Annotated in this window: 19 protein-coding genes and 1 tRNA gene; 9 read left to right on the top strand and 11 right to left on the bottom strand. The window is 68.5% G+C overall.

Features of this window, described 5'->3' with window-relative positions:
- Positions 1-431 precede the first annotated feature (431 nt).
- Together ACX12L_RS06510 and ACX12L_RS06515 are read left to right on the top strand one after the other, a co-directional pair.
- Entirely contained in the window at positions 432-893 is a 462-nt protein-coding gene (locus tag ACX12L_RS06510) for a helix-turn-helix transcriptional regulator (RefSeq protein WP_459261863.1), read from the top strand.
- 161 nt (positions 894-1054) lie between these two features.
- On the top strand, positions 1055-1396 hold the full coding sequence (locus tag ACX12L_RS06515) for a helix-turn-helix domain-containing protein (protein WP_459261864.1): 342 nt from the start codon (positions 1055-1057) through the stop codon (positions 1394-1396).
- On the opposite strand, the gene ACX12L_RS06520 is transcribed toward ACX12L_RS06515, so the two are convergent.
- From ACX12L_RS06520 to ACX12L_RS06530, 3 genes are all read right to left on the bottom strand, one after another.
- Positions 1386-1529 (bottom strand): hypothetical protein, encoded by a 144-nt coding sequence (locus ACX12L_RS06520; RefSeq protein ID WP_459261865.1) that lies wholly within the window; start codon positions 1527-1529, stop codon positions 1386-1388. The genes ACX12L_RS06515 and ACX12L_RS06520 overlap by 11 nt on opposite strands.
- Positions 1530-1845: 316 nt before the next feature.
- Positions 1846-1922 (bottom strand) — tRNA-Pro (locus ACX12L_RS06525).
- A 27-nt stretch (positions 1923-1949) separates the two neighbouring features.
- A complete protein-coding gene (locus ACX12L_RS06530; protein WP_459261866.1) occupies positions 1950-2933 on the bottom strand; it encodes a polyprenyl synthetase family protein in 984 nt (327 codons plus the stop codon).
- Positions 2934-3116: 183 nt separating this feature from the next.
- Between ACX12L_RS06530 and rplU the strand changes: the two genes are divergently transcribed.
- The 4 genes from rplU (at position 3117) to proB (ending at position 6103) form a co-directional block, all read left to right on the top strand.
- Positions 3117-3428 carry a 50S ribosomal protein L21 gene (gene rplU, locus ACX12L_RS06535; protein ID WP_459261867.1) on the top strand — a complete coding sequence of 104 codons (312 nt, stop codon included), beginning with the start codon at positions 3117-3119 and terminating at the stop codon, positions 3426-3428.
- Positions 3429-3443: 15 nt separating this feature from the next.
- Positions 3444-3701: a 50S ribosomal protein L27 gene (rpmA, locus tag ACX12L_RS06540; RefSeq protein WP_011804286.1), complete on the top strand. Its 258-nt coding sequence runs from the start codon at positions 3444-3446 to the stop codon at positions 3699-3701.
- Between the two features lie 124 nt (positions 3702-3825).
- Complete coding sequence (gene cgtA, locus ACX12L_RS06545) at positions 3826-4899, top strand: Obg family GTPase CgtA (protein WP_459261868.1); 1074 nt, start codon at positions 3826-3828, stop codon at positions 4897-4899.
- A gap of 64 nt (positions 4900-4963) precedes the next feature.
- On the top strand, positions 4964-6103 hold the full coding sequence (gene proB, locus ACX12L_RS06550; RefSeq protein ID WP_459261869.1) for a glutamate 5-kinase: 1140 nt from the start codon (positions 4964-4966) through the stop codon (positions 6101-6103).
- A 23-nt stretch (positions 6104-6126) separates the two neighbouring features.
- Here proB and ACX12L_RS06555 read toward each other — a convergent pair whose 3' ends face one another.
- Entirely contained in the window at positions 6127-6798 is a 672-nt protein-coding gene (locus tag ACX12L_RS06555) for an RNA pyrophosphohydrolase (protein WP_459261870.1), read from the bottom strand.
- Between the two features lie 101 nt (positions 6799-6899).
- Between ACX12L_RS06555 and ACX12L_RS06560 the strand changes: the two genes are divergently transcribed.
- Both ACX12L_RS06560 and ACX12L_RS06565 read left to right on the top strand, forming a co-directional pair.
- Entirely contained in the window at positions 6900-8645 is a 1746-nt protein-coding gene (locus ACX12L_RS06560; protein WP_459261871.1) for a proline--tRNA ligase, read from the top strand.
- Positions 8642-9286, top strand: a complete 645-nt coding sequence (locus ACX12L_RS06565) for a lytic transglycosylase domain-containing protein (RefSeq protein WP_459261872.1) — start codon at positions 8642-8644, stop codon at positions 9284-9286. Before ACX12L_RS06560 ends, ACX12L_RS06565 begins: the two co-directional genes overlap by 4 nt.
- On the opposite strand, the gene paeA is transcribed toward ACX12L_RS06565, so the two are convergent.
- From paeA to hemA, 6 genes are all read right to left on the bottom strand, one after another.
- On the bottom strand, positions 9262-10596 hold the full coding sequence (gene paeA, locus ACX12L_RS06570) for a polyamine export protein PaeA (protein WP_459261873.1): 1335 nt from the start codon (positions 10594-10596) through the stop codon (positions 9262-9264). The genes ACX12L_RS06565 and paeA overlap by 25 nt on opposite strands.
- 43 nt (positions 10597-10639) lie before the next feature.
- Positions 10640-11647 (bottom strand): AAA family ATPase, encoded by a 1008-nt coding sequence (locus ACX12L_RS06575; RefSeq protein WP_459261874.1) that lies wholly within the window; start codon positions 11645-11647, stop codon positions 10640-10642.
- A gap of 139 nt (positions 11648-11786) precedes the next feature.
- A complete protein-coding gene (gene grxD, locus ACX12L_RS06580; RefSeq protein ID WP_459261875.1) occupies positions 11787-12116 on the bottom strand; it encodes a Grx4 family monothiol glutaredoxin in 330 nt (109 codons plus the stop codon).
- Between the two features lie 56 nt (positions 12117-12172).
- A complete protein-coding gene (gene prmC, locus ACX12L_RS06585) occupies positions 12173-13018 on the bottom strand; it encodes a peptide chain release factor N(5)-glutamine methyltransferase (protein ID WP_459261876.1) in 846 nt (281 codons plus the stop codon).
- A gap of 43 nt (positions 13019-13061) precedes the next feature.
- On the bottom strand, positions 13062-14144 hold the full coding sequence (prfA, locus tag ACX12L_RS06590; RefSeq protein WP_459261877.1) for a peptide chain release factor 1: 1083 nt from the start codon (positions 14142-14144) through the stop codon (positions 13062-13064).
- Positions 14145-14243: 99 nt separating this feature from the next.
- Positions 14244-15548, bottom strand: a complete 1305-nt coding sequence (gene hemA / locus ACX12L_RS06595; RefSeq protein WP_459261878.1) for a glutamyl-tRNA reductase — start codon at positions 15546-15548, stop codon at positions 14244-14246.
- 75 nt (positions 15549-15623) lie between these two features.
- Between hemA and ACX12L_RS06600 the strand changes: the two genes are divergently transcribed.
- Positions 15624-15902: a hypothetical protein gene (locus tag ACX12L_RS06600; RefSeq protein ID WP_459261879.1), complete on the top strand. Its 279-nt coding sequence runs from the start codon at positions 15624-15626 to the stop codon at positions 15900-15902.
- 64 nt (positions 15903-15966) lie between these two features.
- On the opposite strand, the gene ACX12L_RS06605 is transcribed toward ACX12L_RS06600, so the two are convergent.
- Positions 15967-18405 (bottom strand): DUF3772 domain-containing protein, encoded by a 2439-nt coding sequence (locus ACX12L_RS06605; protein ID WP_459261880.1) that lies wholly within the window; start codon positions 18403-18405, stop codon positions 15967-15969.
- Positions 18406-18423: the final 18 nt, after the last annotated feature.

Genomic DNA, 18423 nt, shown 5'->3' on the forward strand with positions numbered 1-18423 from the left:
TGCTTGATTTGGCTCTTCTCTCGTGTCCTGGTCGGGGTGAGAGGATTCGAACCTCCGGCCTCTACGTCCCGAATTTCACCTGGACGCCTTTTCGGGCCTCTTCTTCACGAAGAATCAACATCTTAGCGCATGTTTGCGTTCGAATTCGCACCGTTTCGCGAAGATGCGCTCAGGTCTTCTGGAGCAGATTTGGAGCAGAGCTGCTCCAGAAACCGTAGTGCATGCACATCGTGTAGCGACCGGTTTATGCCTCACGAATGTGTACTCAGCGTGTACGGTGACGGTGCTCAACTTGGCTGTCCTGCTGTGGATTGGGAAACAGGCTTGGGTCGGCTTTGGGCTACTTCTCAAAAGAGAGGCAACTAAAACTACCACTTTAGCGTTGCGGTGGCGTCTGACTACACGGTTCTCCATCAACCTCGGAGAACACCATGACCATCCCGCAGTTCCCATCCCCTGCTGCCATGGCCGCCCTCAACACCCCTGCGGCGGCTGCCACCTCAAGCCTCGCCCCTGGCTTACCGGAACCGGCCGCACCGGAGTACCCCGGCCGCTTCAGGCTGCTCACCAAGCAAGACGTGTGTGATGTCTATGGCGTCAGTGTCCGATGCCTTGAGATGTGGATAAAACAGGGGCTTGTGCCCGCGCCGGTCCATATCGGTGGACGGCGCTACTGGCACCCAGAGCGCTTCTATGCAGACCTTGCGGCTGCGACCGCAGCGCCCTCATCCAGCAGCGAGTCGAGCCCCGCCGCGTCGGGTGTGCCGGCCGGCAGGGTGCGGTCAGGCAAGGCAGGGACCCGCCGTCCAGAGCCGCTGCCCAGCAGCGTGCGCTCTGAGGCCAGTTCACAAGGCAAGTGCGATGACATCAAGCGCCGTCTCGGCTTGGCGTGAACGACGTTCTTGTGGCGCCGCTGTCAGTGGTGGGCGACCATGTCCTCAAACGCAGTCTTTAGCTCGTTTGCGTCTGTGATTGCGGACTTGACGGTTTGGTCAGAGTGGCTATGATGTCCGTAAAACCGGACTTAAAAAGCTTTGAGACTTGGATTGCGGACATGAAGCGCGATGAATCCCCTTTGTTGACCCCCGCACGTCTGCAGGAAGCCCGCGAGCTGGGCGAAAAACTGGCGCGGCTGCGCATGGCCCGCCATCTCCGCCAAGTCGATGCGGCGGCCCGTGCAGGCCTTGCGCGGTCCACGGCAGTGCTTATCGAGAAAGGCGACCTCAGCCGCACGCAGGCGCAAATCCTGCGTTACCTCGAGGCGATTGCTCCGGGGGTGAGCTTGCTGGCGCTCCTGCAGGAAACCGACCCGGCACTGCAAGCACTGAGCGCCCGCGAACTCACCCGGCGGGTGCGGCCGCTGGGCAAGGGCGAGCTTGAGAAGCTCAACTTCTGATGGCTGCCATGACCCGTGAACTGACGGTTTTTGCCTGGCTGCCGGAGAAACCTGCCGGGCGCTTCGTCCCCGCCGGGCTGCTCCAGCTGGGAACGGTGACGGTGTAGCGCGAACGGTTGATGATGGATGCCATTTCGAATCTCCAAAAGGTTGATGGAGACCCGTGTAGGAGTCCGCCCTTTTGGGCTGCCTTTAGACCTTTTTAGGTCGCTTGCGTGACCCTTTTAAGGTTCGCGGGCAGCTGATTGCTCAGGGCCGAGTGCTGGCCGCTTGCAAGCAAGCTTCCAGCCTCGCGGTGCGCATCGAGACGCAGGTTGGCGCAGCGGCGCGAAGCCACTCACGTAACCGTTCTGGAGCAGATTTGGAGCATTTCGCCCGTTTGCGCTGTTTTGCGCGGTGGTCTGCGTTGCGCAGACTAGGCTAAGTGCTTGATTTTGCTGAAGAAATCCTGGTCGGGGTGAGAGGATTCGAACCTCCGGCCTCTACGTCCCGAACGTAGCGCTCTACCAGGCTAAGCTACACCCCGATGGCATTCCCGAACCGCCTGGAACTCTCAAGTCCGGCGTTCAAGTAGCTGAGCCGCTAATTGTAGCAAACCTTTGGTGTACGGATTGGCAGGAAGCTGGGCGGCTGCATCCATCGCCAGCCGGGCCTGGGTGGCGGCGGCGTCACGGGTAGCGGTCAGGGCGCCCGTTTCGCGAATGATGGTGATGACGGGCTGGAGTTCATCGGCGCTGCCCGTTTCGATGACGTTGCGCAGCAGCTCGCGCTGCGCCTGGCTGCCGCGCTGCATGGCGATGATGAGGGGGAGCGTGACCTTGCCTTCGCGCAGGTCGTCGCCGAGGTTCTTGCCCATCTCCTGCGCGTCGCCATCGTAGTCCAGCACGTCGTCGATGACCTGGAAGGCCGTGCCCAGCGCCTGGCCGTAGTCGGCGCAGGCCTGCTCGATGCCGGGCGTGCTGCCGGCCAGGATGGCGGCGAGCCGGGCGCTGGCCTCGAACAGCTTGGCGGTCTTGGAGCGGATGACGTGGAGGTATCCGGCCTCGTCCAGGGACGCGTCATGGGTGTTCATGAGCTGCTGGACTTCCCCCTCGGCGATCACGTTGGTCGCGTCGGCCAGCACTTGCAGGATACGCATGCTGCCTGCCTCCACCATCATCTGGAAGGAGCGCGTGTGCAGGAAGTCGCCCACCAGCACGCTCGCTGGGTTGCCGAAGGTTTCGTTGGCGGTGGGCCGGCCGCGGCGCAGGGTGGATTCATCCACCACGTCGTCGTGCAGCAGGGTGGCCGTATGGATGAATTCCACTACCGCAGCGAGGTTGAATCGCTGCTCCCCCTTGTATTCGAGCGCGCCGCAGGTCAGCAGCAATAGCGCCGGGCGCAGGCGCTTGCCACCCGCCGAGATGATGTACTGGGCCACGCTGCCCACAAGCGGGACGGACGATTGCAGCCGCGCTGCAATGACCTTGTCCACCTCCCGCATGTCGTCGGCAATCAGGGCGAGGGTGGCTGCGGTGCTGGGGGAGTTGGCGGCCAAGGTGATCGATGGTGGTGAAGTGAAACGGCGATTATAGGAAGCGCCCCAGGGTGTATACGGCGCCGCAGGAGGGCTGCCCGGCGCTGCCTTGGGTTGCCTGGGTGGATTTGGGGTGCTTGTGATAGAATCTCAGGTTCTGTGGAAATCCGTCCGCAGAACTCCAATTTCAGATTCGAGGTTTACATGTACGCGGTCATAAAAACCGGTGGCAAGCAGTATCGCGTTGCCGCCGGCGAAAAAATCAAGGTAGAACAGATTGCTGCGGAAGTAGGCCAGGAGATCGTGATCGACCAGGTTCTGGCAGTCGGCAACGGCGCTGAACTCAAGGTCGGCACGCCCCTGGTGTCCGGCGCAACGGTGAAGGCCACGGTCGTGGCCCACGGCAAGCACGACAAGGTGCACATCTTCAAGATGCGTCGTCGCAAGCATTATCAGAAACGTCAAGGCCATCGCCAGCAGTTCACCGAGCTGCAGATCCAGGCGATCGCCGCTTAAATCAGGGAGCTGATCATGGCACAGAAAAAAGGCGGCGGCTCTACGCGAAACGGGCGCGATTCCAAGCCCAAGATGCTGGGCGTGAAGGCTTACGGTGGTGAGCTGATCAGCGCCGGCTCCATCATCGTGCGCCAGCGCGGCACGCGCATCCACCCCGGCGTGAACGTCGGCGTGGGCAAGGACCACACGCTGTTCGCCCTGGTGGATGGCCATGTGTCCTTCGGCACGAAGGGCGCATTGTCCAAGCATACGGTCAGCGTGACGCCGGCCTGAGGGCCCTCCATCACTGACGCGACTGCAAAGCCCCGACTCGTCGGGGCTTTGTTGTTTCAGCACGGGCGCGGCCTGCGCCCGGCGCCCGCATCCGCCGCAGTGCGGTTTTGTAAACTGGATACCCATGAAGTTTGTCGACGAAGCCTTTATCGACGTTGCCGCAGGTGACGGCGGCAACGGCTGTGTCTCGTTCAGGCACGAGAAGTACAAGGAGTTCGGAGGCCCCAACGGCGGCGATGGCGGGCGTGGCGGCCATGTGTTCGCCGTGGCCGACCCCAATCTCAACACCCTGGTCGACTTCCGCTATTCGCGCCGCCATGAGGCCAAGCGCGGCGAACATGGCATGGGCTCCGACATGTTCGGCGCGGCTGGCGCCGACATCACGCTCAAGATGCCCGTGGGTACCATCATCAGCGACGCGGATACCGGCGAGCTGCTGTACGAACTGCTCACGCCGGGCGAGGTGATCACGATCGCCAAGGGCGGGGATGGCGGCTTCGGCAACCTGCGCTTCAAGAGCGCCATCAACCGTGCGCCGCGCCAGAAGACGCCGGGCTGGCCCGGAGAGCGCAAGAGCCTGAAGCTGGAGCTCAAGGTACTGGCGGACGTGGGGCTGCTGGGCATGCCCAATGCCGGCAAGTCCACCTTCATCGCCGCAGTCTCCAACGCGCGCCCGAAAATTGCCGACTATCCGTTCACCACGCTGCACCCCAACCTGGGCGTGGTGCGCGTGGGGCCGGAGCAGAGCTTCGTGGTGGCCGACATCCCCGGCCTGATCGAGGGTGCATCCGAGGGCGCGGGCCTGGGCCACCAGTTCCTGCGCCACCTGCAGCGCACGCGGCTGCTGCTGCACGTGGTGGACATGGCGCCGTTCGACGAATCCGTCGATCCCGTGGCGCAGGCCAAGGCCATCGTGGCCGAGCTCAAGAAATACGATGCCCAGCTGTACGAAAAGCCGCGCTGGCTGGTGCTCAACAAGCTGGACATGGTGCCCGCAGAGGAGCGGGCCGCGCGCGTCAAGGACTTCGTGAAGCGCTTCAAGTGGAAGGGGCCGGTGTTCGAGATCTCCGCGCTGACGCGCGAGGGCTGCGAGCCGCTCGTCAAGGCCATCTACCAGCATGTGCATGCCCAGCAGCAGGCGGCGCAGGCGCCAGCGGAAGTGGATCCGCGCTTCGCGGAGGGCAATCCGCCAGCTTGATGCTATTGTTAAAAGAGCTGCTGGCGCTTGATGCATAAGCGCTAGAGGCTAATTTCATTCAAATATGGTTTCCAGTGTCTTGCGCGACGCGCGTCGCATCGTGGTCAAAGTGGGGTCCAGCCTCGTCACCAATGAGGGGCGGGGCCTGGACGAGGTCGCCATCGGGGAGTGGAGCCGGCAGCTCGCGGCCCTGGTGCGCGGCGAGGGCAGCGAGCCGCGCGAGGTCATCATGGTCTCCAGCGGCGCCATCGCCGAGGGCATGAAGCGGCTGGGCTGGTCCGCCCGCCCCAGCGAGATCCACGAGCTGCAGGCCGCCGCCGCCGTGGGGCAGATGGGCCTGGCGCAGATGTACGAGACCAAGCTGCGCGAGCAGGCCATGCGCAGCGCGCAGGTGCTGCTCACGCACGCCGACCTGGCCGACCGCGAGCGCTACCTCAACGCCCGCTCCACCCTGCTGACCCTGCTACGCCTGGGCGTGGTGCCGGTGATCAACGAAAACGACACCGTGGTCACGGACGAGATCAAGTTCGGCGACAACGACACCCTGGGCGCCCTGGTGGCCAACCTGGTGGAGGCGGACGCCCTCGTCATCCTGACCGACCAGAAGGGGCTGTACACGGCCGACCCGCGCCGCGACCCCGGGGCCCGGTTCGTGCACGAGGCGCAGGCGGGAGACCCGGCGCTGGAGGTGATGGCCGGCGGCGCGGGTTCGAGCATCGGCAAGGGAGGCATGATCACGAAGATCGTGGCGGCCAAGCGCGCGGCGGGCTCGGGCGCCTCCACCGTGATCGCCTGGGGGCGCGAGCCCGACGTGCTGCTGCGCCTGGCGCAGGGCGAGCCCATCGGCACGCTGCTCGTGGCGCAGACGCAGAAGAAGCAGGCGCGCAAGCAGTGGATGGTGGACCACCTGCAGCTGCGCGGATCGGTGACCGTGGATGCGGGCGCGGCCGCCAAGCTGCGCGACGAAGGCAAGAGCCTGCTGCCCATCGGCATGGTCGCGGTCGAGGGGGATTTCGTGCGTGGCGACGTGATCGCCGTGCGCGATGCGGGCGGCACGGAGATCGCCCGTGGCCTGGCCAATTACGCGAGCGCCGAGGCACGCCTGCTGTGCCGCAGGCCTTCGTCCGAATTCGAGCGCCTGCTGGGCTATGCGGCCGAGCCGGAGATGGTGCACCGGGACAACATGGTGGTGTCCGGCAACTGACCCGCGCCTGGCCCTGCCGCCCGCTACTTGCGCGGCGTGCCGTGCGGGGCGTCCGCCAGCGGCGCCGGCATGCTGCTTTGCGGGTCGGGGTCGAAGCTGGCCCCGGGTGGCAGCTCCATTCCGGGCTTGACCAGCAGGGAGCCGGCGCGGTGCATGGGCGCCTGCCCGCCCTCGGGGTCGCGCGTGCGCATGCCGCTGCGCAGGTAGCGGTTGCGCTGGTCGTAGCGCGGCAGGAAGCGCGCCAGCTCGGTGAGCGCCATCTCGTAGACGCCGCGCTTGAACTCCACCACCACGTCCAGCGGCACCCAGTAGTCGTTCCAGCGCCAGGCGTCGAACTCGGGGTGGTCGGTGGCGCGCAGGTTCAGGTCCCAGTCGTGGCCCAGCAGCTGCAGCAGGTACCAGATCTGTTTCTGTCCACGATAGTGGCCGCGCGCGTCGCGGCGGATGTACCGGTCAGGCACCTCGTAGCGCAACCAGTCCCGGGTGCGGGCAACCACACGTACCTGGCTGGGCTGCAGACCCACCTCCTCGTGCAGTTCGCGGAACATGGCCTGCTCCGGGTTTTCTCCGCGGTCTATGCCGCCTTGAGGGAACTGCCAGCTGTGGGTGCGTATGCGCTTGCCCCAGAATACCTGGTTTCTTTGGTTGAGCAGGATGATGCCGACGTTTGGGCGGAAGCCGTCCCGGTCGAGCATAATCTAACCCCGATTCTTTAAAACTGTGGTCATTATGCACGCTGCCCTGTACGCGGCAAGCGAAGCACCCACAGTTGCCGTGCGCGTTCGATGAAAGTTCGATGAAAGCTTCCCAATTCTTCATTTCCACCCTGAAAGAGGCTCCGGCCGATGCCGAGGTCGTCAGCCACAAGCTCATGATGCGGGCCGGTCTCATCAAGAAGCTGGGGGCCGGCATTTACAGCTACATGCCCATGGGGCTTCGCGTCATCCGCAAGGTCGAGGCCATCGTGCGCGAGGAGATGAACCGCGCGGGCGCCGTGGAATGCTCCATGCCCGTGGTGCAGCCCGCCGAGCTGTGGCAGGAGACGGGGCGCTTCGAGAAGATGGGCCCCGAGCTGCTGCGCATCAAGGACCGCCACGACCGCGACTTCGTGGTCCAGCCGACGAGTGAGGAAGTGGTCACTGACATCGCGCGCCAGGAGCTGCGCAGCTACAAGCAGCTGCCCAAGAACCTCTACCAGATCCAGACCAAGTTCCGCGACGAGCGCCGTCCGCGCTTCGGCTTGATGCGCGGGCGCGAATTCATCATGAAGGACGCCTACAGCTTCGACCGCGACCAGGCGGGCGCCAAGGCCAGCTACCAGGCGATGGCCCAGGCCTACCGGCGCATCTTCGACCGCTTCGGCCTCTCCTACCGCGCAGTGGCGGCCGATTCGGGCGCCATCGGCGGCGACCTGAGCGAAGAGTTCCAGGTGATCGCCGCCACGGGCGAGGACGCCATCGTCTACTGCCCCGCGAGCGACTACGCGGCCAACATGGAAAAGGCCGAGGCCCTGGCGCCCGCCGGCCCGCGCCCCGCCGCGGCCGCGCCCATGACCAGGACGCCGACGCCGGGCAAGGCCACCTGCGCCGAGGTGGCCGGGCTGCTGGGCGTGCCGCTCCAGACCACCGTGAAGTCGCTGGTGCTGGCCACCGACGAGACGAACGAGGCCGGCGAGATCGTCAAGAGCCAGGTCTGGCTGCTGCTGCTGCGCGGCGACCATGACATGAACGAGATCAAGGTCTCCAAGGTGCCGGGGCTGGACAAGGGCTTCCGCTTCGCCACCGTGGCCGAGATCGAGGCGCATTTCGGCGCCAAGCCCGGCTACCTCGGCCCCGTCGGCCTGCGCAAGCCGGTCCAGGTCGTCGCCGACCGCGAGGTGGCGCTGATGGCCGACTGGATCTGCGGCGCCAACGAGGAAGACTTCCACATCACCGGCGTGAACTGGGGCCGCGACCTGCCCGAGCCCGATGCCGTGGCCGACCTGCGCAACGTGGTCGCGGGCGATCCCTCGCCCGACGGCAAGGGCGCGCTGGCCATCGAGCGCGGCATCGAGGTGGGCCACGTGTTCTACCTGGGCACCAAGTATTCCAAGGCCATGAACGCCACCTTCCTGGGCGAGGACGGCAAGCCGGCCTTCTTCGAGATGGGCTGCTACGGCATCGGCATCACGCGCCTGCCGGCGGCGGCCATCGAGCAGAACCACGACGAGCGCGGCATCATCTGGCCCGACGCGATCGCGCCATTCACCGTGGCGATCTGCCCCATCGGCATGGACCGCAGCGAAGAGGTGAAGGCGGTGGCCGAGAAGCTGCACGGCGAGCTGCTGGCCAGCGGGGTCGATGTGATCCTGGACGACCGCGGCGAGCGCCCGGGCGCCATGTTCGCCGACTGGGAGCTGATCGGCGTGCCGCACCGCATCACCATCGGCGACAAGGGCCTCAAGGAAGGCCAGGTGGAATATCTGCACCGCCGCGACGCCGGCGCCACCAAGGTGGGCGTGGCGGAGATCCTGGCCTACGTGAAGGAGCGCGTGGCGGCATGACGGCCGGCGTACGGCGCCGCGCATGCCTGGCGGCCCTGGCCGGCGGCCCGGCCGCGTGGCTGGGCCTGCCGGCCGCGGCGCACGCGGGGGGGCAGCTCGAGGAGCCGCTCATCGATTCCGTGCGCACGGCCCTCAGCTCCGCCGTGGCCGATCTCGCGCCGCCCGAGCCGCTGTTCGCGACCACCGAGGCGCGGCTCGTCTACCTGCGCTGGCTGGGCACCATGAGCGACCGCCTGCGCCGCAGCAAGCCGGACTGGGAGGTGCGCCGCGATTTCCTGCAGACCGTCTGGTACGAGTCCAAGCGCGCGGGGCTCGATGCCGCGCTGGTCCTGGGCCTGATCCAGGTGGAGAGCGCGTTCCGCAAGTTCGCCGTCTCGCCCGTGGGCGCGCGCGGCTACATGCAGGTGATGCCGTTCTGGACGCGCACCATCGGCGATGGCGACGCGGGCAAGCTGTTCCACATGCAGACCAACCTGCGCTTCGGCTGCGTCATCCTGCGCCACTACCTGGACCGCGAGCGCGGCGACCTGTACATGGCGCTGGGCCGCTACAACGGCAGCCGCGGCAAGCCGCCCTATCCGAACGCGGTGTTCGCGGCGCAGCGCCGCTGGCTGTTTCAGGACCGGTCCGCGCAGGCCTGAACTTCTGCGCCGGCTTGCTGAGCGCGGTCGATCCGCGAGACCATGACCTGGTCGATGCGGTAGCTGTCCACGTCCAGCACCTCGAACAGGTAGCCGCCCACGCTCACGCTGTCGGTGCGGCGCGGCACGCGGCGCAGCATCACCATGAGGAAGCCTGCCAGCGTCTCGTAGTCCCCGGCATGGGGCAGCTCGTCGATGCCGAGCGCGTGCAGCACGTCCTCGATGGGCGTCGTGCCGTCGATGAGCCAGGAGTTCTCGTCGCGGCGCACGATCTGCTCCTCGTCCGCGGGGCCCACCAGATCGCCCATCACGGTGCTCATCACGTCGTTCAGGGTGACCACGCCCACCACCCGGCTGTATTCGTTGACGATGACCGCGAAGTCCTCGTGCACCTGGCGGAAATGCGCGAGCACCTCGGCCAGGGACAGGCGGTCGGGCACGATGAGCACCTTGCGCACCAGCCCTTCTTCGGCCAGCGAGATCGGCTGGTTCTTGAGCGCGCGCTGGAACAGGTCCTTGGCGTCCACGTAGCCCACCACGTGGTCGATGTCGCCGTCGCACACGGGGTAGGTGGAGAAGGGTTCGGCGGCAATGCGCGCGCGGATCAGCTCGTCGGGGTCGTCGCGCCGGAAGAAGGCGATGCGCTCGCGCAGCGTCATGGCCGAGGTCACGCTGCGCGAGTCGAGCTCGAACACGTTGGCGATCACCTGCTGCTCCTGCGCCGCCAGCACGCCGGCGCGCGCGCCGGCCTCCATCATGGCCAGAATGTCGTCGGAGGTGACGCGCTCGTCGCGCTGCACGGGCAGGCCCGACAGGGCCAGCAGCATGTCGGCCGTGCGGCTGTAGAGCCAGATGACGGGCTTGAACAGCGCCATGCACAGCTGCATGAGCCCGATCACGCGCACCGCGAGCCGCTCGGGATTGGCCATGCCCAGGCGCTTGGGGCACAGGTCGGCGAACAGGATGAAGAGCGACGTGACCGCCAGGAACGACGCCAGGAAGCCCAGCGCCTGCGCCCGGCCCTCGGGCAGCCACAGGCCGAAGAGGGCGCCGAAGTAGGGGCTCAAAGTGCCCTCGCCGACGATGCCGCCCAGGATGGCGACGGCGTTGAGCCCCACCTGCACCACCGTGAAGTAGTCGCCCGGCTGCTCCTGCACGTGCAGCACGCGCGCGGCGCGGGCGTTGCCCTCGTCGGCCATCTGGCGCAGGCGCAGGCGCCGCGAGGCCGCCAGGGAGATCTCCGCCACCGAGAAAAACGCGCTGGCCGCGATCAGCAGGCCGATGATGAAGAGGCTTTCGGTCAGGGTCATGGGATGGCGCCGAGTGTAGCGGCGCGCAGCCCCGGCCCTGCGCCTATTGCACGAACCCGATGCGCCCCTTGGCGCCGGCCGCGCGCGGCAGGTCGTCCGCCTCGACGGTGGAGCGCCGCGCCAGCCGCGCGTTGCCGAAGCCGGTCATGAGCGCGCGGCGCATCTCGCGCGGCGGCATCTGCGCCAGCAGGTCGAGCACGGCCGGCTGCGGCTCGGGATCGACCAGCCGCCCCCAGTCGTGGCCCGCGCGTATGCCCTGGTACAGGTTCAGCGCGATGGCGCGGGCCTGGCCCGGCGTGGGCGCCTGCACCTGGAACACGTTCATGCGGTTGAGGATGGGCTCGGGAATGCCGCGTTCGTCGTTGGCCGTGGTGATCCAGATGACCTGGCTCGCGTCGATGGCGACCTCGGCGAACTCGTCGGTGAAGCTCTGCGCGGTGTCGTGCTCCAGCAGGCCGTAGAGAGCGCCCAGCGGGTCGTACTGCGCGTCGCCCGCGGCCTTGTCGATCTCGTCGACGACGATCACGGGGTTGGCGTACTCGCCCTCGACCAGCGCCTCGAACACCTTGCCGGGGCGCGCGCCCTTCCACTGCGACGATGCGCCCGAGAGCAGCCAGCCCGCCGTCATCGAGCTCATGGGCACGAGGTTCATGCCCGTGCCCAGCAGCTCGGCGAGCTGGCGCGCGAAGTGCGTCTTGCCGATGCCGGGCGGGCCCAGCAGCAGCATGGGCGTGACCTCCAGCCCGTCGCGGCTGTCCTGCGCCAGGGCGACGTGGCGCTTCACGTCGTCGAGCACCTCGGTGAAGTTGGGCAGGTGCTCGTAGAGCGGCGCCATGTCGGGCACGCCCGAGGGCTTGACCTGGAAGCGCTCGGGGCCGCGTTCGAGCATGCGTTCATAGACGACGCGCAGGTTCTCGTATTCGCGCTGGCTGCCCGCTTCCTGCAGGCGCGCAAGCCTGCGCTCGACGTCGCCGGGGTGGAACACGCTGCGCATCTGCGCCACCGGCAGCGACAGGGCCGGGGTGTGGGGGACGAGGCTGTGACCGGTCATGGCACGTCTCCTGATCCGAAGCAAGACACGCAATGATTCAAGCACGGCGCGCGCCGGCTGTTTGTCGGAACAATCCCGCATTTGCCGGGCAGAAAAAACCGCTCCGGAGAGCGGTCGATTCCTGCGCGCGGCGGCGGGTTCAGCCGGCCTGCTGGGTGCCCAGCACCTGCTGCAGCTCGCCCGACTCGTACATCTCCATCATGATGTCCGAGCCGCCGATGAACTCGCCCTTCACGTAGAGCTGCGGGATCGTGGGCCAGTTGCTGTAGTCCTTGATGCCCTGGCGGATCTCGTCGTCCTCCAGCACGTTCACGGCGGCGATGTCCTTGGGATCGACACCGCAGGCCTTGAGGATCTGGACGGCGCGGCCCGAGAAGCCGCACATGGGAAAGCTGGCGTTGCCTTTCATGAACAGCAGGATGTCGTTGGATTTGACCAGTTGGTCGATGCGTTGCTGGACGTCGCTCATGGGGTGTGTACTCCTGGAAGAGGGGCCCTGGGGCAGGGCGGTAACCCGGGATTATTTCACTGCCGGCCCGCCGCGGGCATTGACCCGCCGGTGCATCGGGCTATGCCGGCCAGGTCGCCGTGGCTCTGAACCTGCGCGAAGCCCGCGGCGCGCAGCAGCGCCTGCACGGCGCCGGCTTGGTCCCAGCCGTGCTCCAGCAGCAGCCAGCCGCCGGGCGCGAGCCGCGCCGGCGCCTGGGCGACGATGGCGCGAATGTCGTCCAGCCCGTCGGCGCCGCTGGCCAGGGCCGAGAGGGGTTCGTGCGCGAGCGCTGCCAGGTGCGGGTCCTGCGCGGGGATGTAGGGCGGGTTGCTGACGATGGCGTCGAACGGCCCGGCGATGCCCGCGAGCCAGTCGCCCTGCACGAACCGCACGGGCAGGCCCAGCCGCTCGGCGTTGGCGCGGGCCACGGCCAGGGCGCCGGCGCTGGCGTCCACGGCCAGCACCCGGGCATCGGGGCGCGCGTGCTGCAGCGCCAGGGCGATGGCGCCGCTGCCGGTGCCCAGGTCGGCCACGCGCGGGGCGGGCAGGGGGGCGAGCAGCTCCAGCGCCCAGTCCACGAGGGTTTCGGTGTCGGGGCGCGGGTCGAGCACGCGGGCGTCCACCCGCAGGGGCAGGCCGTAGAACTCCTTGCTGCCTGTGAGGTAGGCCACGGGCTCGCCGGCCGCGCGGCGCGCGCACAGCGCCTGGTAGCGGGCCAGGGCGGGCGCGTCCAGCGGGTCGGTGTCGTGCGCGAGCAGCCAGGCGCGGTCGCCGGTGGGGCGGCCCAGCGCGTGCAGCAGCAGCATCTGCGCGTCGATGCGCGCCAGGCCGCGGGCCTGCGCCCGCGCGAGCGCCTGGGCGATGGTTGCTATCTCATTCATAGCTGCTTACGCTTTTCTGGTGGGCGCTGGAGGCCGATTTTCTTCAAACCGCGGTTTCGAGCTCGGCCAGCAGCTCGGCCTCGCGCGCGTGCTGCAGGGCCTGCAGCACTTCGCCGAGGTCGCCCTCCATGATGGCCAGCAGCTTGTACAGCGTGAGGTTGATGCGGTGGTCGGTGAGCCGGCCCTGGGGGAAGTTGTAGGTGCGGATGCGGTCGCTGCGGTCGCCGCTGCCGATCAGGCCCTTGCGCAGCGCCGCCTCCTTGGCGGCGCGCTCGCTGCGCTCCTTGTCCTGGATGCGCGCCTGCAGCACCTGCAGGGCCTTGGCCTTGTTGGCGTGCTGGCTGCGCCCGTCCTGGCATTCGGCGACGATGCCCGTGGGGAGGTGCACCACGCGCACGGCGGAGTCGGTCTTGTTGATGTGCTGGCCGCCCGCGCCGCTGGCGCGGAAGGTGTCGATGCGCAGGTCGGCGGGGTTCAGCGTGATGGCCTGGGCCTCATCGGGCTCGGGCATCACGGCCACGGTGCAGGCGCTGGTGTGGATGCGGCCCTGCGTCTCGGTGGCGGGCACGCGCTGCACGCGGTGGCCGCCGGATTCGAAGCGCAGCGCGCCGTACACGTGGTCGCCCTCGATGCGCAGCACCACTTCCTTGTAGCCGCCGAGCTCGCTCTCGTTGGCGCTCAGGATCTCGACCTTCCAGCCCTGCGTGGCGGCGTAGCGCGTGTACATGCGCGCGAGGTCGCCCGCGAACAGGGCCGACTCGTCGCCCCCCGTGCCGGCGCGGATCTCGACGAAGGCGTTGCGTTCGCCGTCAGGGTCCTTGGGCAGCAGCAGGCGCTGCAGCTCGTCCTCGAGCTGCGCGAGCTCGGCTTCGGCGGCGGCGATCTCCTCCTGCGCCATCTCGGCCATGTCGGGGTCTTCGAGCATCCCGCGCGCGCCTTCCAGGTCGGCCTCGCGCTGGCGGTAGCGGGCGTAGCGCCCGGCCACGGCGGTCACGTCGGCGTGCTCGCGCGAGATGCTGCGGTACTGCTGCATGTCGGCCATGATGTCTTCGCGCGAGAGCAGGAAATCGAGCTCTTGCAGGCGCTGTGCGTAGCGCTCCAACTGGCTGCGGAGAAAGGGTTTCATCGGTAGGGGATCAGTGTTTGCTACGTTTAAAGTAGCTTCTGGCGCTTGCCTGGCAAGCGTTTTGTGCCGATTTGGCTTGAAGTGCTGCAGCTGGCGCCGCTAGCCCTTGGAGGAGGCGCGCAGGAACAGGCGCGAGACGGCCTGCGCCGTCTGCGCGCGCGCGTCGGCGTCGCCGGCGCGCAGCTCGGCCATGGTGCCGTGCAGCATCTTCTGGGTGAGGCCGCGCGAGAGGGCCTCGAGCACCGTGTCGATGTCCTCGCCCTTGGCCAGCAGCCGCTTGGCGCGCGCGATTTCCAGCGCGCGCCATTCGTCGGCCTGGCTGTTGAGCTGGCGGATCAGCGGCACCACGCCGCCCGCGTGGCCGGCGGGGCTGCGCAGGTCCATCCAGTGCATGAAGCTCTGCACGCCGGCGTCGATGATGGCCTCGGCCTGGGCCACGGCGGCCTGGCGGTTCGCCTGGGCGGTCTGCACCACGCCGGCCAGGTCGTCCACGGTGTAGAGGTACACGTCCTCGAGCTGCTTGACCTCGGGTTCGATGTCGCGCGGCACGGCCAGGTCGACCATGAAGATGGGGCGGTGGCGGCGTTTCTTCAGGGCCCGCTCCACGGCGCCCAGGCCGATGATGGGCAGGCTGCTCGCGGTGCAGCTGATGATGGCGTCGAACTCGTGCAACTGGTCGGGCAGGTCCGCCAGGCGCATGACCTCGCCGCCGAAGCGCGCGGCGAGCTTCTCGCCGCGCTCCAGCGTGCGGTTGGCGATCGCGATCTGCTTGGGATTGCGGGCCGCGAAGTGCGTGGCGCACAGCTCGATCATCTCGCCCGCGCCCACGAACAGCACGCGGATCTGCGACAGGTCCTCGAACAGCTGGCCCGCCAGGCGCACGGCCGCGGCGGCCATGCTGATGCTGTGCGCGCCGATGTCGGTGCTGGTGCGCACCTCCTTGGCCACGGCGAAGCTGCGCTGGAACAACTGGTTGAGCGTGGTGCCCAGGACGCCGGCGCCCTCGGCGGCGCGCACGGCGTCCTTCATCTGGCCGAGGATCTGGGCCTCGCCCAGCACCATGGAATCGAGCCCGCTGGCCACGCGGAAGGCGTGGCGCGCGACCAGGCCGCTTTCGAGCGTGTAGGAGTGCGAGCGCAGCAGCGAGGGGCTCACGCCGCCGCTGGCGGCCAGCCAGTCCAGCGTGTGGTCCAGGGCCGGGGCCTCGGCGGCGCAGTAGATCTCGGTGCGGTTGCAGGTGGAGATGATGGCCGTTTCCACGTCCGGGTGGCGGCCCGAACCCTGGGCCAGCGACTGGCGCAGGCCGTGCAGCGTGGGCGCGATCTGGTCCACGGCGAATGCGAACCGTCCGCGCAGATCGAGCGGTGCGGTGTGGTGATTGATGCCAAGGGCCCAGACTGCCATGGGGCACGATTATAAAATCGGACGCGCAATCGGGTTTGGCGGCTGCGCCAATGTCTTGATTTGCATCATGTACGCATGAGCCCGCTCGCCGCCATCAACCACCTGCTGAACTTCGCCGCCCCCGCCTTCGCGGTGGCCGTGCTGCTGGTTCTGTGCGGCCATGTCTTTATGCGAAAAATGGCGAAAGCGCATGGCTGGATTGCGCCAATAGCTATCAACTTCATAGTCGGCTGCGCGGCGCTGGTCGTGGGCATGGCGCTGCTGGGCCGCGACGGCAGGATGCTCACCTACGCCGCCCTGGTGCTGGCCTGCGCCACCAGCCAGTGGCTGCTGCTGCGCGCCTGGCGCGGTTGAAGCCCCCCGGACAGAGCCGCAGGCGCCTGTCCAGGAAGCGCCGGCGGCCATCAATGGCAAGGCATCAAGCCTTTTCCGCCGGTGCCGGCAGGTCCTGGAACGGCCCGCCCAGGGGTTGGGCCACCGCCGTGGTGGCGGGCGGCGACAAGGCCAGGCCCGCCTCGCGCAGCGCATCGAGGATGGCGAACAGCAGGTCGCTGCGCACGCCGCCGATCTGGCGCGGGCTGCTCACATAGCCGATGGCCAGAAAGGTGAGCGTGCCGCTTTGTATGCCCTCCAGCGTGACCGAGGGGGCGGGGGTGTCCAGGACGCCCTCGTGCGCCTCGAAGGCCTGCAGGATCAGCGCGCGCATGCGCCGCGCGTCGGTATCGAGCGGCGCGGGCAGGCGCAGCAGCACGCGGCCCTGCGCGCCGCCCGCGGTCACGTTGCGCACCGTCTTGGTGATGAACTCGGAGTTGGGCACGATCACGGTGGAGCGGTCGCCCAGCTGGATCTCGGTGGCGCGCACGTTCACGCGGCGCACGTCGCCCTCGGTGTCGCCCAGCACCACCCAGTCGCCCACCTTTACCGGGCGCTCGGCCAGCAGGATCAGGCCCGAGATGAAGTTCTGCACGATGGCCTGCAGCCCGAAGCCGATGCCCACCGACAGGGCGCTCGCCACCCAGGCGATGCGCTCCACGCTGATGCCCAGGCCCGCCAGCGCCACGGCGATCACCACCACGCCGCCCACGTAGCCCAGCAACGTGACGATGGAGCTGCGCATGCCGGGCTCCAGCGTGGTGTGCGGGAAGTAGCGTTCGGTCAGCCACCGCTTGCTCATGCGGATCGCGAGGAAGCCGCCGCAGACCACGGCCAGCGCCGTGAACAGGGCCTGCGGCGCGAGCGCGAGGTCGCCGATCCTGAGGCTGTGGTCCACGTTCGTGCCGCGGCGGAACAGTTCGTCGGGCCCGGTGCCGAACGGCGCCATGAGCGCGATGAGCATGTAGAAGAACAGCGCCACGCGCAGCACGCCCGATATGAGCACCGCCGCCTGGTCGAGCAGCGGCGCGTCGATGCCCAGCGTGGCGTGGATGCGCGCGCCGAAGCCTCCGCGCGAGGACAGGATCGCGTCGCACAGGTCGTCGGCCAGGTGCGCCAGCAGGTAGATGCTGGCGAACACCACGCTGCTCCACGCCATCTGCCGCGCGAGCGTGCCCGCCAGCGCCACGAAGCCCAGCGCCACGGCCAGCACGGCGGCAGTCACCGCGATGCCCGCGCCGGCCAGCAGCAGCCCCACCCACAGCGGCTGGGGCGGGGCGTCCGGCTGCGCCTCGCCCACGCGCATGCGCCCGAGCGCCATGGCCATGGTGGCCGACACCAGCAGCGCGAACGCGGCATGCACCAGCACCTCGGCCGCGAGGCTCGCGCCCACGATGTCGTTCACGTCGGCCACCAGCACGCCCAGCGCCGACAGCAGGCCCACCCACCACGGGAACCGCGCCAGGCGCCGCGCGAGTCCGTCGGATATCGGCAGCAGCCGCCACGAGCTGCGCCGCGGCGACAGCAGCGCGTGCCCCAGCGTGATGGTGAACGCCGCGTAGGCGGCGGCGCGCAGCGTGGCCTGCTGCAGCGCGCGCAGGTTCTCGGGCAGCGGGCCGCCGAGCGCAACCGCGCTCCAGACGAACTGCAGCGCCGCGCTGATGATGAGCACGTTGGCCGCGATGGCCGACGCCGCGAGCAGCGAGCGCCGCAGCCGCGCGGCGGGCAGGCGCGGCGGCAGCACGCGCATGAGGACGTGCTCGGCCGCCCAGGTGCCCGCCACCGCCAGCAGCAGCGCCAGCGCGAGGTAGCCCGCGAACGCGGCGCGGTGCGGCGGCTGCGCGGCGGCGGCCGCGGCGTCGTGCAGCTCGCCCGCCAGCGCCCGCAGCCGCGCGCCGTCGGTGGGCGCGGAATTGCGAAGGTTGCGCCAGAAGGAGATGCCCAGCGGCGAGTCCGTGCGCGTGGTGAGCTGCGCCTGGAACTGTGCGCGGCGCTGGCGGATCAGGTCGGTGCCGCGCTGCGCGGCATCGACGGCGACGAGGCGCGCGAGCTTGAGCTCCGCGTCGATGGCCGTGCGCTGCTTGTTCAGCGCGGCGCGCTGCTCGGCCACGTCGGGCGTGTCGGCGGGCGAGCCCTTCTCGGGCGCGGGGCCCAGGCCCGAGAGGCGCAGGTCCACGTCCGCCAGGTCGGCCGTGCGACGCGCGGCCAGGCGCTCGGCCGCGGCGCCTATGGCGTTCACCTCGGCCAGGAGCTTGCGGCCGTCGTCCTGTTCGCCGATCTTCTGGGGCAGGGCGTCGAGCTGGCGGCGCAGCTCGTCCACGGGCGGCAGGGGCGGTTCGTCGGCGGACTTCTCGGCGGCGGCCGTGGCGGCCGTGCGGTTCTCGGCCTGGGCGGGCCAAAGGCTCAGGCTGGCGGCCAGGCAAAGCAGGAGCAGCCAGGGCAGGAAACGGTGGCGTTGCATGCGCGCATTGTCCGGGAGCCGCATGGCTGGCGCTTGAAGGAC

This window comes from Alicycliphilus sp. T452 (assembly GCF_054512775.1).

Excerpts from the sequence above, each read along its gene's own strand:
- ACX12L_RS06510 (WP_459261863.1), top strand. The coding sequence starts at position 432 with ATGACCATCCCGCAGTTCCCATCCCCTGCTGCCATGGCCGCCCTCAAC.
- ACX12L_RS06515 (WP_459261864.1), top strand. The coding sequence starts at position 1,055 with ATGAAGCGCGATGAATCCCCTTTGTTGACCCCCGCACGTCTGCAGGAA.
- ACX12L_RS06520 (WP_459261865.1), bottom strand. The coding sequence starts at position 1,529 with ATGGCATCCATCATCAACCGTTCGCGCTACACCGTCACCGTTCCCAGC.
- rplU (WP_459261867.1), top strand. The coding sequence starts at position 3,117 with ATGTACGCGGTCATAAAAACCGGTGGCAAGCAGTATCGCGTTGCCGCC.
- rpmA (WP_011804286.1), top strand. The coding sequence starts at position 3,444 with ATGGCACAGAAAAAAGGCGGCGGCTCTACGCGAAACGGGCGCGATTCC.
- cgtA (WP_459261868.1), top strand. The coding sequence starts at position 3,826 with ATGAAGTTTGTCGACGAAGCCTTTATCGACGTTGCCGCAGGTGACGGC.
- proB (WP_459261869.1), top strand. The coding sequence starts at position 4,964 with ATGGTTTCCAGTGTCTTGCGCGACGCGCGTCGCATCGTGGTCAAAGTG.
- ACX12L_RS06555 (WP_459261870.1), bottom strand. The coding sequence starts at position 6,798 with ATGCTCGACCGGGACGGCTTCCGCCCAAACGTCGGCATCATCCTGCTC.
- ACX12L_RS06560 (WP_459261871.1), top strand. The coding sequence starts at position 6,900 with ATGAAAGCTTCCCAATTCTTCATTTCCACCCTGAAAGAGGCTCCGGCC.
- ACX12L_RS06565 (WP_459261872.1), top strand. The coding sequence starts at position 8,642 with ATGACGGCCGGCGTACGGCGCCGCGCATGCCTGGCGGCCCTGGCCGGC.
- paeA (WP_459261873.1), bottom strand. The coding sequence starts at position 10,596 with ATGACCCTGACCGAAAGCCTCTTCATCATCGGCCTGCTGATCGCGGCC.
- ACX12L_RS06575 (WP_459261874.1), bottom strand. The coding sequence starts at position 11,647 with ATGACCGGTCACAGCCTCGTCCCCCACACCCCGGCCCTGTCGCTGCCG.
- grxD (WP_459261875.1), bottom strand. The coding sequence starts at position 12,116 with ATGAGCGACGTCCAGCAACGCATCGACCAACTGGTCAAATCCAACGAC.
- prmC (WP_459261876.1), bottom strand. The coding sequence starts at position 13,018 with ATGAATGAGATAGCAACCATCGCCCAGGCGCTCGCGCGGGCGCAGGCC.
- prfA (WP_459261877.1), bottom strand. The coding sequence starts at position 14,144 with ATGAAACCCTTTCTCCGCAGCCAGTTGGAGCGCTACGCACAGCGCCTG.
- hemA (WP_459261878.1), bottom strand. The coding sequence starts at position 15,548 with ATGGCAGTCTGGGCCCTTGGCATCAATCACCACACCGCACCGCTCGAT.
- ACX12L_RS06600 (WP_459261879.1), top strand. The coding sequence starts at position 15,624 with ATGAGCCCGCTCGCCGCCATCAACCACCTGCTGAACTTCGCCGCCCCC.
- ACX12L_RS06605 (WP_459261880.1), bottom strand. The coding sequence starts at position 18,405 with ATGCGGCTCCCGGACAATGCGCGCATGCAACGCCACCGTTTCCTGCCC.